The sequence below is a fragment of the Archangium violaceum Cb vi76 genome (assembly GCF_000733295.1).
Lineage (GTDB): Bacteria > Myxococcota > Myxococcia > Myxococcales > Myxococcaceae > Archangium > Archangium violaceum.
This window is the reverse complement of record NZ_JPMI01000141.1, coordinates 24520-40653: the sequence shown is the minus strand read 5'-3', so window position 1 is coordinate 40653 and position 16134 is coordinate 24520. Positions and strand designations below refer to the sequence as shown.

Here is a 16134-nt window from a genome sequence, read left to right as displayed (position 1 = left end):
ATGCGCAACAAAGGAGCAGTGCCATGATGAAGAAGCTGCTGTGTGCCCTCGTGGTCCTCACCGCGGTCCCCTCGCTGGCGCAGGACAAGGAGGAGGACGTGCGCATCCGGACGCCGCTGCCCGTCCGGGCGCCGATGCCGCCCCAGCTTCCCATGCCGCCCATGCCGCCCGAGGCTCCCATCGGGCCGCCCTCCTTCGGGATTCCGCCGGAGGTGGCGGCGAGGATCGGCCTGCCGCAGAGCCTCGTGCAGAAGGTGCAGGACATGAGTTTCGAGGCCAATGACGCACTGATCGGCCTGGAGGCGGAGCTCAAGCGGGCCCAGCTCGCACTGGAGAAGGAGCTGCGCCAGCCCACTCCGAACGAGGGAAGCGTGAAGGAGCTGGTGGAGAAGGTGGGCCGGGCGGAGACGGCGGTGCGCCAGAACCGGGTGGGCCTGATGGTGGCCATCAAGAAGGCGCTGGGCCCCGATAACTGGCAGAAGCTGGAGGCGGAGATGGGGAGCCTGAGCATGGGGCGCAGCTTCCCGCGCCGGCTCCACATCCTGCGGCGCGGCGAGGAGCCGCGGGGCGCTCCGGCGGCACCCGTGCCCTCCGGCCAGGAGCCCCAGGAGCGCAAGCGGTAGGCCTCCCCGGAGTGCCGACGAGCCCACACTCCGCACCGCGGTCCCCTTCCATCTCCTGGCCGAGTGTTCATGGTGCCGGGCATGGAAGACGACAAGCAGCATCAGTTGGACGCGGATGCGGCCCAGCTCCAGCGGTTGGGGTACGCGCAGCAACTGCTGCGTGACATGGGTGGCTTCTCCAACTTCGCCGTCTCCTTCTCCATCATCTCCATCCTCACCGGAGCGGTGACGCTCTATGGCCATGGCCTGCGCTTTGGCGGGCCGTTCGTCATGACGGCGGGGTGGCCGTTGGTGGCGGTGATGACGCTGACGGTGGCGGCGAGCCTCGCGCAGCTCGCCTCCTCGTTCCCCACGGCGGGGGCGCTCTACCACTGGTCGGCGATGCTGGGGGGCCCACGGGTGGGCTTCTTCACGGCGTGGCTGAACACGATTGGCCAGTTCGCGATCACCGCGGGCATCGACTACGGGTTGGCGGAGTTCCTGGCGGACATGCTGGGGTTGTCGCGGGAGCGGGGCCATGTGCTGCCGCTCTACGCGGCCATCCTGCTGTCGCACGCGGTGCTCAACCACGTGGGCGTGCGCGCGGTGGCGCTGCTCAACAACCTGTCGGCCTGGTACCACGTGGCGGGCGTGGCGGTGGTGATTGGCGCGCTGGTGGCCTTCGCGCCCCGGCAGGACGCGGCCTTCCTCCTCACGCGCTTCACCTCCGAGTCCAACGTCTACACGTACGGTTTCCTCATCGGCCTGTTGCAGGCGCAGTGGACGTTCACCGGCTATGACGCCAGCGCCCACGTGTCGGAGGAGACGATGGACCCGACGCGCAACGCGCCCTGGGGCATCTTCCTGTCGGTGGCGGTGAGCGCGGTGGTGGGCTACGCGCTGCTGGTGGGGGTGACGCTGGCGATCGGGAACCTGCCGACGGCGGCGGCCGCGCCCAACCCGTTCCTGTATGTGCTGCGCGAGTCGCTCGGGCCCGCGCTGGGCGGGGCGCTGGTGTGGATCACGATCGGGGCCATGTGGTTCTGCGGGCTGTCCTCGGTGACGTCCAACTCGCGGATGCTGTTCGCGTTCGCACGGGATGGGGGGTTGCCGGGCTCGGCGCACCTGGCGCGGGTGTCTCCGCGCTTCCGCAGCCCGCACGTGGCCATCTGGGTGTCGGTGGTGGCGGCCTTCGGGGTGGCCATCTGGAGTGGGGCCTATGCGGCCATGGTGGCGCTCAGCACGCTGGCGCTCTATGCGTCGTATGCGCTGCCCATCTGGGTGGGCTGGCGGGCGCGGCGCAACGGGACGTGGTCGCGCCGGGGACCGTGGGATCTGGGGCGCTTCTCGCCGCTGGTGAACGGGGTGGCGCTCGGCTGGTGCGCGGTGGTGATGGTGCTCTTCGTCCTGCCACCCCACCAGTTGGCGGGGTACACCTTCGTGGGCGTCCTGGCCCTGTTGATTGTCTACTGGCAGGCATCGCAGCGGCACACGTTCCTGGGGCCGAAGGTGACGTTGCTGGCTCCGGCCCAGTCCGGACGGGTTCCGGGAAGTGAGATCTGCTAGACCCGGTCCGGGGTCCCTTCTTCTGGAGTGGCACACGTATGAGCAAGCGGCAGCAATCCGAGTCCTCCGAGTTGGTCAGTGCCGCGGCCTCCATCGAGGAGGAGCTGCGCAGGTTCGAGTCGCTGGCGGAAGAAGTGCGCACGGGCACGATGCGGTCGCAGAAGAACCTGGAGAAGATGGGCAAGCTGCTGACCCAGGTGGCGGACTGCGACGAGCGGATGGTGGGGCACATGCGCACGCTGCTGGGGGTGCTCAACGGGTGGAGGGATCGGCAGCAGGCGTTGGCGTCCGAGGTGAACGAGCGGGCGCTGGAGCTGCAGGAGCGCACGAAGGTGTACCAGACGCTGATGGAGCGGTTCGGCGAGCTGGGGCAGCAGGCGGCATCGTTGAGCTCGCAGATGCACCAGGTGGCGGGGATGACGCAGCAGGGGCAGGCGATGAAGACGGAGGAGGTCATCGCGTCGCTGCAGGCGGTGAACGAGAAGATGACGGAGGTGGCGGAAGGGGCGGGGAAGCTGGCGAGCGACGCGGAGGCGCAGGACTTCATCGACGTGTCGCGAGATGCCGAGTCCCTGCGTCAGCAACTCCTGTCGGCGCGCAACCGGGCGAACCTGTTGCAGCAGAAGCTGCACTCGGCGAACGCCTGATCCCATCCCCAGCGCCCATCGTCCGCGCCAACCCCATTCACACCCGAGCCCATTTCCCCTCTCCCCCTGGGAGAGGAGCCCCCCGTCGTTCAAAGGGGGGGCAAGCCCCCCGGGGTGAGGGTGCCCGGACCCCGGGTTGAATCCGTCACCCCGAGGCCGGTGTATCCGGAGTGGCCGGAGGCTCGGGCTCCTTGTGGAACATCCGGGCGAGAATCCGTTCCGCGGCATCCGCGAGCAGATCCCGCTCGAGTCGGATCTCCTCACCAAAGAATCGGGTGCCCACGGAGGCATCGAGCACGTGGGTGGCGAGGAGCGAGAAGGCGGCGGCCTCATCGAAGGAGGTCTCGGAGGCCAGCACACGCTTGCCGGGTTGGAGGTCCTCCTGGTCGAAGCGGCCTTCCCAGTTCTCGCCGAGGGTGACGGAGAAGTACTGCACGGCCACGTTCCCGGGGCGGGCGGTGTGCGAGACAGCGACCACGGCGCGCAGCCGGGCGAGCTCCTCCGGGGTCATCCGCTGTTTCCAGGCCTCGATGGTCGCGTGCATGGTGTCGATCTGGTCGCGGGCGGCGTCCTCGGCGTTGCGGAGGATGTCCGGGACCTGGGCACGGGTATAGGCGGAGAGCGCCTCGGCCGACACACCGTCCCCGGAGAACACCTGCTCGAGGATCGCCGCCGAGGCCTCGAGGATGCGGCGCTGGCGTGCGCTCTGCTCCAGGGAGAGCCCGCGGCGCTCGATCCCCTCCAGGCTCACGGAGATGAGCCGCTGTATCCCGGAGAGCCGGTCCCGTGTGGCCGCGTCCATCTCCCCGCGTCGGCCGGAGAGCAGCACATGAAGGGCGAGCGGAACGTGGGTGACCACCTTGAGCTCGTGGTAGCGCCGGGTGCGCGCGGGCCCGACGAGACGCTGACCGCCGCGCCGGAGGATGAGCAGGTCATCGATCTGGGCGATGACCGGGCCCATGCCGGCGAGGATGGCGTCCCGGCGAGCCGCGTAGGCGTCGCGGAAGGCCGTGTTGAGCGCGGAGAGTGGATCCGAGGGCTCGAGCGCGGCATGGGTGCTCGGGGGAGCGGACTCAGCGGGACCTTCAGCCATGGTGGGCCCTGGGGAGCTTCGTCCCGCCCATCTCGAGGATGCGCTTGAAGTGCTCGGGAATGACGGGGGTCACGCTCACGCGGCTCTTCTTGATGAGCGGGAACTCCTTCAAGTCGGGGGTGGCCTTGACGGTGGCGAGCGTCACCGGCTCCTTCAGGGCCACCACGGGGCCCACCACCACCGAGGCCCAATCCTCACCGGGCGCGGTGGGGTCCTCGGTCGGCCCGGAGATCACGCGGGCCACGGCCACCACGGCCTTGCCCTCGTTCGAGTGGTAGTAGAGGCACAGGTCCCCGGGCTTCATGGCCCGGAGGTTGTTGCGCGCCTCGTAGCTGCGCACGCCCGTCCACTCCGTCCTGCCGTCCTTCTCCAGCTGGGCGTAGGCGTAGACGGAGGGCTCGCTCTTGATCAGCCAGTACTGGGGTTTCGCCATGGCGGTGCTAGATAGCAGGCCCATGGCCATTCAGGGATACGACGCACTCGACGCCACGGCGCTCGCGGAGCTGGTCCGTAAGAAGGAGCTCCAACCCACCGAGCTGGTGGAGGAGGCCATCTCGCGCATTGAAGCCGTCAACCCGAAGCTCAACGCCGTCGTCCACAAAATGTACGACCAGGCGCGCAAGACCGCCGCGGGCCCGCTGCCGCAGGGGCCCTTCTCCGGGGTGCCCTTCCTGGTGAAGGACCTGGACGGCTATCTGGCGAACGAGCCCTACGCGGGTGGGTGCCGGGCGCTGGTGGGCTTCGTGCCGGACCACGACGCGGAGCTCATGGCGCGCTTCCGCCGCGCGGGCGTCGTCATCGTGGGCAAGACGGCCACGCCCGAGCTGGGCATCCTCGGCGTCACCGAGACGGTGCTCAATGGGCCCACGCGCAACCCGTGGAATCCGGAGCACACGCCGGGAGGCTCCAGCGGAGGCTCGGCGGCGTGCGTGGCGGCCCGGGTGGTGCCCATGGCCCACGGCGGAGATGGCGGTGGCTCCATCCGCATCCCCGCGTCCGCCTGCGGCCTCTTCGGGCTCAAGCCGACCCGCGCCCGCAATCCACTGGGTCCGGACTCGGCGGAGGGGTGGGGTGGCTTCGTCCAACAGCACGTGCTGACCCGGAGCGTGCGGGACAGCGCCGCGATGCTCGATGCGACCCAGGGGCCGGACCTGGGCGCGCCCTACGCGGCGCCTCCACCCGCGCGGCCCTTCCTCCAGGAGGTGGGCACTCCGCCCGGCCGCCTGCGCATCGCCTTCTCCACCGGCTCGCTCTACGGCAAGCACGTGCACCCGGACTGCAAGGCGGCCGTCCAGGACGCGGTGAAGCTCTGCCAGGAGCTGGGTCACGAGCTCGTCGAGGACGCTCCCCGGTTCGATCGCGAGGAGCTGGTGCGCTCCTACCTCGTGAACGTCGCGGCCAACACCACGGTGCAGATGGAGGAGATCTCCAAGGCGACCGGCAAGCCCGTGACGGCGGAGGACGTCGAGCCGTCCACCTGGGCGCTGGTGCAGCTCGGAAGCATCCTCTCCGCGGCGGACCTGCAGCGGGCGCGCGACGTCATGCACAGGGCTGGCCGGATGATGGCGGCCTTCCACGAGCGGTACGAGCTCTTCCTCGACGCGACGCTCGCGTACCCTCCGGTGCGCATCGGCGAGCTGGCGCCCAAGCCCGCGGAGCTCGCGGCGATGGCCGTGCTGCGCAAGCTGCCGCTGAAGCCGGTGTTCCTCAAGCTGCTGGACGCGCTCGCCGGAAACGCCCTGGAGCGGACCCCCAACACCCAGCTCTTCAACCAGACGGGGCAGCCGGCCATGTCCGTGCCGCTCTTCTGGAACACCGCCGGGCTGCCCGTGGGCGTGCAGTTCGCCGCGCGCTTCGGGGACGAGGCCACCCTGTTCCGCCTGGCCTCGCAGCTCGAGCAGGCGCGCCCGTGGGCCGGCCGCAAGCCGTCCTGACCTCTAGAAACACCAAGGGCCTGCCCCCAGGATTTGGGAGGCAGGCCCTGGATCGAGCCTCTATCGTCGAGCGAAGTGGCTCAGGTCCCCATCAGATGGGGCGCACGTTCTGCGCCTGCAGGCCCTTGGGGCCGCGGGCGACGTCGAACTCAACGCGCTGGCCCTCGGCCAGGGTGCGGAAGCCCTCGGTCTGGATGGCGGTGTGGTGGCAGAACAGATCCTCGCCACCGCCCTCCTGCATGATGAAACCGAAGCCCTTCGCGTCGTTGAACCACTTCACAGTACCAGTCGCCATTACTTGTCTTCTTTCTCGTCCGGACGCGGTGGAATGCGCCGGAACTCCGCCGCACTGAGCGCGGAGACCCCTATCTGGCACCTTTGAGCGAACAAAGGAAGTCCCCCCCTTTCTATTTCTCCATGAAAAATGTGGGGGGGCCCTCACCCGGAGCGGCCGATGAAGAGCGTGTGGAGCGGTCCACCGCCCTTGCCGCGCGCCGGTGTCTCCACGACGTCGGTGGTGAAGCCCGCCCGCTTCAGCCGCGTGGCGAAGGCCTTGTCCGGCGAGGCGGACCACACCACCAGCACGCCCCGCGGCTTGAGGGCGCGCTGGATGGAGGCCAGCCCCCGCTCGCCGTAGAGCCAGCGGTTCTCCTCCTGCGTGAGCGCCTCGGGGCCGTTGTCCACGTCCAGCAGCACCGCGTCGTAGTGCCCCTCCGCCTGGCGGAGCAGCTCCCCCACGTCGCGTGTTTCCACCTTCACCCGGGGATCATCCAGCGGCCGTCCGGCCAGGGGTCCGAGGACGCCCCGGTTCCACGTGACGACGGCGGGAACCAGCTCCGAGACCACCACCTCGGCTCCCGGGGGGAGCCGTTCCAGGGTGGCCCGGACGGTGTAGCCCAGCCCCAGGCCTCCCACGAGCACCCGGGGCCGCTTGCCGCCGAGGCCCGTGCAGGCCACCTCGGCCATCTTCTCCTCGGAGCCGTGCTGGCGGCTGGACATGAGCTCGCGCCCGTTCACCCGGATGGCGAACTCCTCGCCCCGTTGGTGCAGCACCAGCTCTCCGCCGCCCGGCGCGGGCGCCCGATCAATCACCTTCCACGGCTTCATCGCCCCGCTACCTTACGCGTTTCCGAGGCACCGTGGAGGTTCCCTCTCCCCTGGGAGACGGTCAGGGGGGAGGGTTTTCCCGCTCTCAGTACGCCTCGGCCGCCTCGTCCTGGCCCACCTCGGCCATCAGCGAGGCCAGCTCGGCCTTGAGCTTGTCCTTGGCGCGGATCTCCAGCTGGCGGGCGCGCTCGCGCGAGAAGCCGAAGTGCTCGCCCAGCTCGCTCAGCGTCATCTCCGCGTCACCCATCACCCGGTTCTCGATGATGAAGCGCTCGCGCGGATCCAGCCGCTGCAGCGCCAGGCGGATGCGCTCGCGGGTGATCTGCGCCTGCTGCCGATCCGCCACCTCGTCCACCTGGGAGGCGGACTCGGACTCCACGAAGTCCAGGTGCGTGGCGTCGCCCTCCTCGCCCACGGGCGCGTCCAGCGACAAGTCCCGCCCGCCCATGCGCTGCTCCATCTCGCGCACCTCGGAGGCCTTCACGTTGAGCTTCCGGGCGATCTCCTCGGCGTCCACGATGGTGCCGTCCGCCGAGCCCAGCTTCTCCAGCTCGCGGCGCGTGCGGGCCAGGCTGAAGAACAGCCGGCGCTGCGCCTGCGTGGTGCCCAGCTTCACCAGCGACCAGTTCTTCAGGATGTAGTTCTGGATGTACGCGCGGATCCACCACACCGCGTAGGAGATGAGGCGGATGCCCTTGTCCGGATCGAACTTCTGCACCGCCTTCATCAGGCCGATGTTCCCCTCCTGGATGAGGTCGGACATCTTGATGCCGTAGGAGCGGTACTCGTAGGCCACCTTCATCACGAACCGCAGGTTGCTCGTCACCAGGCGGTGGCCGGCGGACAGATCGCCCTGGCGGAAGTTGCGGGCCAGGGTCTGCTCCTGCTGCACGGTCAGCAGCGGGTACTGGCTGATGTCCGAGAGGTACGTGGTGAGGGTTTCGGTGGAGGACAGGGAGTTGGTGGCCTGCATGGAGTCTCTCGGGGGATGGAGGACGTTGATCTTCGCGCTGCGACTTCGTGCCCATTGCCAAAAGCAACGGGGATGCCAGCGGCCTTCCGGCAACGTTCCTCAGTGAATGCGGGGAGTTGCATCGCGAGCCCATCGTGACTAGGGCGGAACCCTGTCGTATTTACAGGGCCCGGTTTGGAGGTTTTTTCGGGCCCTACCTGGGCGTACGGAAGCCTACCTCCTGTCCTCGGGTAGGAGGTGGGTGTCAGGCAGTGGACGAGAGGGGGAGGTGGGCCCGGGTGGAGCGTGCGCTGCTGGACGCCCAGGGGCGGTGGGGAAGGGGGGCTGCCTGCTCAGAAGCTCCAGTTGTGGATATTCCAGCCCCATGAAGTCCCCTTCTGAGCTGCCCTACCGCGAGCTCTTCCTCACCATCGTGGAGGAGATGCCGGACGCGGTCTTCACCAAGGATCTGCAGGGGCGCTACACCTTCATCAACGGCATGGGGGCGCACTACCTCGGCAAGCCGGCGGCGGAGATCGTGGGCCGTACCGACCGGGAGCTGCTGTCCGAGGAGGAGGCGCAGAACACGCTGGAGTTCGATCGGCAGACGCTGCTGGCCGGGCGCACGCTCCACGCGGAGATGAGCGAGCACATGGCGGGGGTTCAGCGCGAGTGGCTCTCCACCAAGGGCGTCATCCGCCGGCCGGATGGGCAGGTGGTGGGGCTGTTCGGGATCGCCCGGGACTTGTCGCACCACCGGAGGGGCGAGGCGGCCCAGCGCCAGAGCGAGGCGCTCTTCCGGGCGGCGGCCAGCAACAGCTTCGACGCCTTCTTCATCCTCCGGGGCGAGCCGGAGCACTTGAGGCTGCTGCGCCTCAACAACCATGCCGGGTCGCTGCTGGGCTGTGAGGCGCGCGTGGCGGAGGGGCAACCGCTCTCCGAGTTCCCCCATGCGGCCTTCATCGCGCCGCGCCACCTGTGCGAGCAGGTGTGGCGGACCGGCCGGACCCATGAAGACGAGGTGGATCAACTCCTGCCCGGCAAGGGCCGCCGTTGGTTCCGCCGCCAGCTGTGCGCGGTGGGGGACTGCATGGCCGTCACGGTGCGGGACATCACCGCCCAGCGGGAGAACGAGCTGCGCCTGCGGCTCAACGAGCGGATGGCTTCCATCGGGATGCTCGCCGCGGGGGTGTCGCACGAGATCAACAACCCGCTGGCCTTCGTCTCCAGCAACCTGGGCTTCATCGGCACGGAGCTGCGCCGGCTGGAGCTGCCGGAGGAGGACGGGCAGGAGTTGATGGAGGCGGTCAACGAGGCCCGCGAGGGCACCGAGCGCATGCGGCTCATCGTGGAGAGCCTCCGGGCGCTCTCCCGGGGCGACGCGGTGAACACCCACCCGTTGGAGCTGCACGAGGTGTTGGAGAACTCGGTGCACCTGGCGTGGGGCCGGTTGCGCAGTCGCGGCCGGCTGGTGCGCGACTACGGGGATCTGCCCGAGGTGCTGGGCAACTCCGTGCAGCTCGCACAGGTCTTCACCAACCTGTTGATCAACGCGGCGCATGCCCTGCCCAGGTCGGGCGGGGAGATCCATCTGGTGACGCGCCTGCACGGCACCTCGCAGGCGATGGTGGAGGTACGGGACAACGGCTGCGGGATTCCCGTGGAGAACCTCGAGCGCATCTTCGAGCCCTTCTTCACCACCAAGCCGGTGGGAGAGGGAACGGGGCTGGGGCTGTCCATCAGCCACGACATCATCCGCGGGCTCGGAGGGACGCTCTCGGTGGACAGCGTGGTGGGGCAGGGAAGCACCTTCCGGGTGCTGCTGCCCCTGGCGTGGGCGGAGGCGGAGGACCCACGCCCCGCCGGGCCCGGGCGTCACTCCGTGGCCTGAGCGATAGCGCCAGCTCCCCCTGGTTGGGTAGGACAGAACTTTCGACGCGCACATCCGTTTCCCCGTCGGCTCCTGTTCTCCGCTCCAGGGAATTTCATGCTCGAACACGTCGTCCCACGTGCCCTCCTCGTCCTCGTCACCGTGGGCCTCGCCTTTCCCTCCGTCCAGCAGCAGGTATTGGCCGCCCGGGCGGACACGGATTCACTCGGCGGGCCCGACCGCCATCTGACCTTCATCAGCACCGACAAGCCCCTCTACCGGCCCGGTGAGAAGGTGATGGCGCGAGGCCTCCTGCTCGAGGCCCGCCGTCATACCCCCTTCGGGCACCCGGTGATGGCCAACGTGGAGATTCGGGGTCCCAAGGGGGACGTCGTCACCTCCACGAGGGTGGGGGGCGACGCCTCGGTCTGGGGTTACTCCTGGACCGTTCCACAGGACATGGCCGGGGGTGAGTACACGCTCCGCGTCTCCTATCCCCAGACGGGCGACGCCCCCGCCGAGCGCAAGTTCGATGTGCGGGCCTACCGCGCTCCCCGGCTCAAGTCGCAGATCGAGTTCCTCCGCGATGGTTACGGACCGGGGGACACGGTCACCGCCACGCTCGACGTGAAGCGTGCCGAGGGAGGTGTTCCCTCGGGGGCCCGGGTCACCGCCACCGCCCTCGTGGATGGCGCCACGGCGGCGCGGGTGACGGGCGTGGTCGATGCGCGGGGGTTGTGCACCGTCAGCTTCAAGCTGCCTGGCCGGATCGAGCGGGGTGAGGGCTCTCTCGCCTTCGCCATCGAGGACGGTGGGGTGGTCGAGACGGCGGCCAAGACGATCCCCATCCTGTTGCAGACCCTCGATCTCACCCTGTATCCGGAGGGCGGCGACCTGGTGGCGGGACTGCCTTCGCGCGTCTACTTCCAGGCGCTGACGCCCGCGCACAAGCCCGCGGACCTGTCCGGCGCGGTAATCAATCTGGCCACGGGCGAGGTGGTGGCGCCGGTGCGCTCGGAGCACGAGGGCCGGGGCCGTTTCGAGCTGACCCCCAGGGCTGGCGTGAAGTACGCGCTGCGCATCGACGAGCCCTCGGGCATTCGCGGGCCCTTTCCGCTGCCCGAGGTGAAGCCCCGGGGCGCCGTCCTGCGTGCGAGCGAGGACGTCATCCCCGCCGGACAGGCCGTGGTGCTCACCGTGGGGTTGTCGGGGGTGAAGCAGGCGAAGGTGACCCTGAGCCAGCGGGAGGTGGAGCTCGCCTCGTCGCGGGTGGACCCGAACGAGCGGGTCATCCTCGATCCGAAGGACGCGGACGGGGTGCTCATCGCCACCGTATGGGACGCCGAGGGCCGTCCGCTCGCGGAGCGGCTGGTGTTCCGCCAGCCCGCGAAGGCCCTGTCCATCGAGTTGAAGGCGGACAAGCCGCGCTATGTGCCGGGCGATCGGGTGGAGCTCACCGCCCGGACGACGCGCGGAGGAAAGCCGGTCCCGGCGCTGGTGATGCTCACCGTCACGGACGACGCGGTGCTGGAGCTCATCGAGAAGCGTGATCAGGCGCCTCAGTTGCCGGTGATGGTGCTGCTCGAGCCCGAGGTGCGGGAACTGGCCGACGCCCAGATCTACCTCGACGAGAAGAACCCCAAGGCGAAGCGGGCGGTGGACCTGCTGCTGGGCACCCAGGGCTGGCGGCGATTCGCGCTGGCGGACGCCGGGCAGTTCCTGGCCCAGCATGGCGAGCTGGCTCGGCGCGCGCTCGCCGTCCGGGTGCCGCTGCCGCCTCCGGAACCGGATTTCGAGGGGGGCGTCCTCGATGAGATGGCCGGGGCGCCGCCTCCCATGCCCGCAGCGGTGCCCCAGGCCGCGCCAGTCCCCCCAGCGGTGCCAGCTCCCGAGCCCGTGATGGCTCCGCCTCCCGCGGCCGTCGCCGCGAAACCCGTGGCTCCCGCGGGCAGGGTGGCGGCGGAGCGCAGGGCCAGGAAGGAAGCCCCGCGGCAACAGGAGATTGCCGCGGACCGGGAGATGCCAGCGGAAGAGATAGCGGCGGCGGGGATGGTCTGGGAGCCCTGGGTCTATTTCCGCGAGTACGCCCACACGGTGCGGCCCGGGCGCAAGGCGGGGGATCGCGTGGACTTCACGGAGACGCTCTTCTGGAACGCGGGCGTGCGCACCGACGAGAAGACGGGAGAGGTCCGCGTCTCGTTTGGCTTGAACGACTCGGTCACCAGCTTCAAGGCGTTCGCGGGGGCCGTGGGGGATGACGGCGCGCTCGGCTCGGCGGTGGCCACGATCGAGTCGGTGCAGCCCTTCTATGCCGAGCCCAAGCTGCCGCTCGAGGTGACGTCCGGGGATGTGATCCAACTGCCGCTGGCGCTGGTGAATGGCACGTCCGAGACGCTCAAGGGAGCGGCGGTGAAGGTGTGGCTGAGCGGTGATGTGAAGGCGTCCTCCCTCGGTGCGATGAACCTGGCCGCGAACGAGCGGGCCCGGCGCATCCTGGAGCTGAAGGTCGGTGCTCAATCCAGACCCGTGGACGTGACGCTCACGGCGAGCGCGGGCAACTACGTGGACACGGTGAAGCGCACGCTGAGCATCAAGCCCAATGGCTTCCCCATCCGGGCCTCGTTCGGCGGGCTGCTGTCGTCACGGCAACCGGTGGTGCACGCGGTGACGCTGCCCGCCAACCACGTGCGCGGCAGCGTGAAGACCTCCATCGCCGTGTACCCCTCGCCACTGGCCAACATGACCGAGTCGCTGGCCCGGCTCATCCAGGAGCCCTCCGGCTGCTTCGAGCAGACGAGCTCGACCACCTATCCGATGACGATGGCGCAGCAGTACTTCCAGACACACAGCGGAGTGAGCCCCGAGCTGGTGGCGGCGGCGCGCGAGAAGCTGGAGAAGGGCTACAAGCGGTTGGTGGGCTTCGAGTGCTCGGAGAAGGGCTACGAGTGGTTCGGCGAGAATCCGGGCCACGAGGCCCTCACGGCGTTCGGGTTGATGCACTTCAGCGACATGAAGCAGGTTCGGGACGTGGACGCCGCCATGCTCGAGCGCACGCGGGCCTGGCTGCTCAAACAGCGCGATGGCAAGGGCGGCTTCGAGCGGAAGCGGCGTGCGCTCCACACCTGGATCGAGGACTCCGACACCTCCAATGCCTACATCCTCTGGGCCTTGCTGGAGAGCGCGGACAAGCCAGCACAGCAGGCCCGTGAGCTGTCCAAGGAGGTGGGGGCGTTGAAGGTAGCCGCCATCCAGAGCAAGAACAGCTACGTGCTCGCGCTCGCCGCGAACGTGATGGCGCTCGCGGGGGAGGGGGCCGAGGCCCGCAAGCTCATGGCGCGGCTCGCGGAGAAGCAGGGGAAGACAGGGGTGGTGGAGGGGGGCACACAGTCGATCGTCGGCAGCATGGGAGAGACGCTCCAGATCGAGACCACCGCGCTGGCGGTGCTGGCCTGGCTGAGGGAGCCCGCCCATGCGGGGAACGTGGAGCGCTCGATGCGGTTCCTGGCGGACTCGTGCGAGGGTGGCCGCTATGGCTCGACCCAGAGCACGGTGCTCGCGCTGCGAGCCATCGTCGCCTACGACCAGGCGCGCGGGGCGAAGCGGGCTCCAGGCTCGGTGCGCGTCTACGTGGACGGCCGGCCCGTGGGCGACGCCGTGAAGTTCGATGGCAAGACGCAGGAGGCGCTCAAGCTGCCGGAGGTGTCCGAGCTGCTCACCGCGGGTGAGCGGAAGATCGAGCTGCGGATGGAAGGAGGCTCGGAGATGCCCTACTCGGTCGAGGTCACGTACAACGCCCTCGTGCCGGCCAGCTCGCCGGACACCCGGGTGGACCTGGAGGTGGCGCTGGCGAAGACGGCCCTGACCGAGGGCGAGCCGACCGAGGCGCGCGTCTGGGTGACGAACCGGAGCGACCAGAAGCTGTCCACCACGGTGGCGATCTTCGGCGTGCCGGGGGGGCTCGAGGTCCGGCATGACCAGCTCAAGGAGCTGGTGAAGAAGCACACGGTGGACTCCTACGAGGTCATCGGCCGCGATGTCGTCCTCTACTGGCGGGGCATGGAGCCGCGGAAGAAGTTGGAGGTGCCCCTGTCGCTCATCGCGGCGGTGCCGGGCACCTACACGGGTCCGGCGAGCCGCGCGTACCTCTACTACGCGGACGATTACAAAATCTGGCGCGACGGCCTCAAGGTCTCCATCGCTCCGAAACAGTGAGTGTCTCCCGCCCTGGCGCGGGCCCCTCTGGGCAGCGGCGGATGCCGTTGCCCATCCCCGCTGAGTCGCCAGCCATGTTCACGGGCTCTCTTGTGCCCCTGGCTCGGTGGATGGTGCTCTCTCCTGGGGGGCAGGAGAGGGTCAGACTTCCTCGTCAGGCAGGAGTGTGAGCAGCAACTCGTCGTCGGGGCCGAGCGGGCGCCAGCCGGGATGCGGCGGTGTGGCGAGGAGTGCATCGCCGGCCTTGTCGGCGCGTTCCTTATGGGTCTCTGGGGTGAAGGTAACCCACGCGCCGAGTGCATGGGCGACGTCGAAACGGTTTGCGTCGTCGAGCACTGCTGGCCAGCCGTTTGGGAGACATGCCCACAGTTCTCGCACGAGTTGTCCGCGCACCAGGCGTGTGAGCCGACGGCTTCGCTCTGCTTCGGCCACCAGCCCTTTGAACACCTGCACTCCCGCGACGTCGTCCGGACCAAGCTCCTCAGCCAGAGCCACCAGCGACGCGGTGGGGCGTGCCTCGGCGAAGGCCGTGAGTGAATCGTAACCCCGCTCGCGGACCCGCTCGTACAGGCGTGCTACCCAGTTGCCCTGAAAAGGATGTCTATCGCTCATGGTCCTCTCCACGGGATGAAATTCATTGGGATGTAGTACGCCTTCATACGCTCCGCGACGATCTTCAGGATCTCGTTCTGAGTCAACATACGGCCCGCTCTGGACTCGGTCCTTCCCAACACCTCCATGATCATCCGGTTCCATTCGCCGGGCCATATGCGCCCCAGCTTCCAGTCGCCACCGCCGTGAATGGCCTCGTGGTGAGCCTGCTCCAGCCTGACGCAGAATTGGTCGATGTCCATCTCGCCGGTGAAGCCGCGCTTCTCGAACCACTCGCGGAACTCTTTCGGCATGACGTGGTGCCGTGGTGGCTCGGCCATGCCGGCGCCCGCTTTGCCCGTCACGTGCATGCCCCGCACCTCGGGCCCATCGCCGAGCGCCTCGCGCACGCCCCTGGGAAGCTCTCCGTGCGCCTCGGCCATCATCACCTGGCCGGCCTGAATCCGAACGGCGGCGCTGACCGCGGGCACGGAGAGGATGCCTGCCCGCACCAACTGGCGCATCATCTCCACCCACTCGGCGGAGACGACCATCCGCGTGCCGAGCATCACGCCGTTGGAGCCCACCATGAATCCCACGCCGAGTGTGGCGGGACCGGCTCGCGGCAGCAGCCGGGGCAGTGAGAATTTCAGCGAAGACAGCAGGGTGAGCGCCTCCATGGCCTCCTTCAGTGCCAGCGCCTTCTGGAGGACTTCCGCCCCCTTGCGTATGGCCTCACGGAGTGCGGCGAACTCGCTGGTGAGGTGGCCTACCAGGGCGGGGACGTCTTGCGCCGCTGCCTCCACCTGCTCTGGCTCCAACGACGAGAGCGCCGTCATGGTGGGCTCGAGCATCTTCTGGAGGCGGTCCATGTTCATGAACAGCGTCTCCACGCTCTGGAGGTGCCGGGCGAGCGCGGTGTCGGTGAGGTTGAGGAAGTCCAACCACACAGCCAGAAGGAGGGAGCCCATCATGGCGGCCTCCAGCCGTGGGCCAGCCAGGCGTAGCAGGGCGAGCCGCATGTCCGGGTCTTCCACCTTCGAGGCGGCGGTGGCCATCCGGGTGGCTGCTGCGAGTTCGGCATCAATCCACTGCCGTTGACGTTCGCCGTAGTCGACGTATCGGACGAAGATGCTGTTGCCTACGCTGGGGATGCCCGGGTCGCCGGCCTTGAGCCTGGAGAGCGCACTGGAGACACGGCGCGAGGAGGCTGACACCTCGTTCACGGCACCGAGAAACGCCACGTGGGCCGAGAGGGCGATCGACCACGCATTTCCCTCAACCCTTCCTGGACTCTCCGCCGTCATGGCTTTCCGCGATCCCCGGCTCCGGTGCAGCGGCTCCACACCGCTTGACTCGGGCGGGGTGGGAGGCGGGGAGGCGCGGGAGATGGGAAGCTCCTCGTCTGGCCCTCCGGCCATCGCGAGCCTTGTGGACTCGCGCGGCGTGTAGTGCAGGCTCATCCCCCGGCCGGGCGGTGGCTTCAGCGACGCACATGCGTTGGACAGCAGAGCCAGGGCGAGCAATAGCCCCGTTCCCCTTGCCCCTGGCGAGTCAGCA

At 68.9% G+C, this 16134-nt stretch carries 13 protein-coding genes; 6 read left to right on the top strand and 7 right to left on the bottom strand.

Annotation, left to right across the window (positions count from 1 at the left end):
- The 3 genes from Q664_RS20965 to Q664_RS57880 form a co-directional block, all read left to right on the top strand.
- The coding region (locus Q664_RS20965) for a hypothetical protein (RefSeq protein ID WP_326938721.1) at window positions 1-623 on the top strand (623 nt) is incomplete at its 5' end.
- An 81-nt stretch (window positions 624-704) separates the two neighbouring features.
- Window positions 705-2168: an amino acid permease gene (locus tag Q664_RS20960; protein ID WP_043398385.1), complete on the top strand. Its 1464-nt coding sequence runs from the start codon at window positions 705-707 to the stop codon at window positions 2166-2168.
- A gap of 38 nt (window positions 2169-2206) precedes the next feature.
- Window positions 2207-2815 carry a hypothetical protein gene (locus Q664_RS57880; protein WP_043398358.1) on the top strand — a complete coding sequence of 203 codons (609 nt, stop codon included), beginning with the start codon at window positions 2207-2209 and terminating at the stop codon, window positions 2813-2815.
- A 145-nt stretch (window positions 2816-2960) separates the two neighbouring features.
- Here Q664_RS57880 and Q664_RS20950 read toward each other — a convergent pair whose 3' ends face one another.
- The gene (locus Q664_RS20950) at window positions 2961-3908 is read right to left on the bottom strand and encodes a hypothetical protein (protein ID WP_043398356.1); all 948 of its coding nucleotides are present in this window, start codon (window positions 3906-3908) and stop codon (window positions 2961-2963) included.
- Window positions 3901-4341 carry an EVE domain-containing protein gene (locus tag Q664_RS20945; protein ID WP_043398354.1) on the bottom strand — a complete coding sequence of 147 codons (441 nt, stop codon included), beginning with the start codon at window positions 4339-4341 and terminating at the stop codon, window positions 3901-3903. The genes Q664_RS20950 and Q664_RS20945 overlap by 8 nt, the downstream gene beginning before the upstream one ends.
- Before the next feature lie 22 nt (window positions 4342-4363).
- Here Q664_RS20945 and Q664_RS20940 point away from each other — a divergent pair, with 22 nt between their 5' ends.
- Window positions 4364-5842, top strand: a complete 1479-nt coding sequence (locus tag Q664_RS20940) for an amidase (protein WP_043398353.1) — start codon at window positions 4364-4366, stop codon at window positions 5840-5842.
- 91 nt (window positions 5843-5933) lie between these two features.
- Here Q664_RS20940 and Q664_RS20935 read toward each other — a convergent pair whose 3' ends face one another.
- From Q664_RS20935 to Q664_RS20925, 3 genes are all read right to left on the bottom strand, one after another.
- Complete coding sequence (locus Q664_RS20935) at window positions 5934-6137, bottom strand: cold-shock protein (protein ID WP_043398352.1); 204 nt, start codon at window positions 6135-6137, stop codon at window positions 5934-5936.
- A gap of 143 nt (window positions 6138-6280) precedes the next feature.
- Entirely contained in the window at window positions 6281-6949 is a 669-nt protein-coding gene (locus tag Q664_RS20930) for a spermidine synthase (protein ID WP_043398351.1), read from the bottom strand.
- An 85-nt stretch (window positions 6950-7034) separates the two neighbouring features.
- A complete protein-coding gene (locus Q664_RS20925; RefSeq protein WP_043398349.1) occupies window positions 7035-7922 on the bottom strand; it encodes an RNA polymerase factor sigma-32 in 888 nt (295 codons plus the stop codon).
- Between the two features lie 364 nt (window positions 7923-8286).
- Between Q664_RS20925 and Q664_RS20920 the strand changes: the two genes are divergently transcribed.
- The gene (locus Q664_RS20920) at window positions 8287-9792 is read left to right on the top strand and encodes an ATP-binding protein (RefSeq protein ID WP_084610182.1); all 1506 of its coding nucleotides are present in this window, start codon (window positions 8287-8289) and stop codon (window positions 9790-9792) included.
- A gap of 96 nt (window positions 9793-9888) precedes the next feature.
- Window positions 9889-13983, top strand: coding sequence for an MG2 domain-containing protein (locus Q664_RS20915; protein ID WP_043398347.1), 4095 nt, complete (start codon window positions 9889-9891; stop codon window positions 13981-13983).
- 141 nt (window positions 13984-14124) lie between these two features.
- On the opposite strand, the gene Q664_RS54985 is transcribed toward Q664_RS20915, so the two are convergent.
- Window positions 14125-14595: an NUDIX hydrolase gene (locus Q664_RS54985; protein WP_075207477.1), complete on the bottom strand. Its 471-nt coding sequence runs from the start codon at window positions 14593-14595 to the stop codon at window positions 14125-14127.
- Window positions 14592-15800, bottom strand: a complete 1209-nt coding sequence (locus Q664_RS20905) for a DUF2380 domain-containing protein (protein ID WP_326938720.1) — start codon at window positions 15798-15800, stop codon at window positions 14592-14594. Before Q664_RS20905 ends, Q664_RS54985 begins: the two co-directional genes overlap by 4 nt.
- Between the last annotated feature and the right edge of the window lie 334 nt (window positions 15801-16134).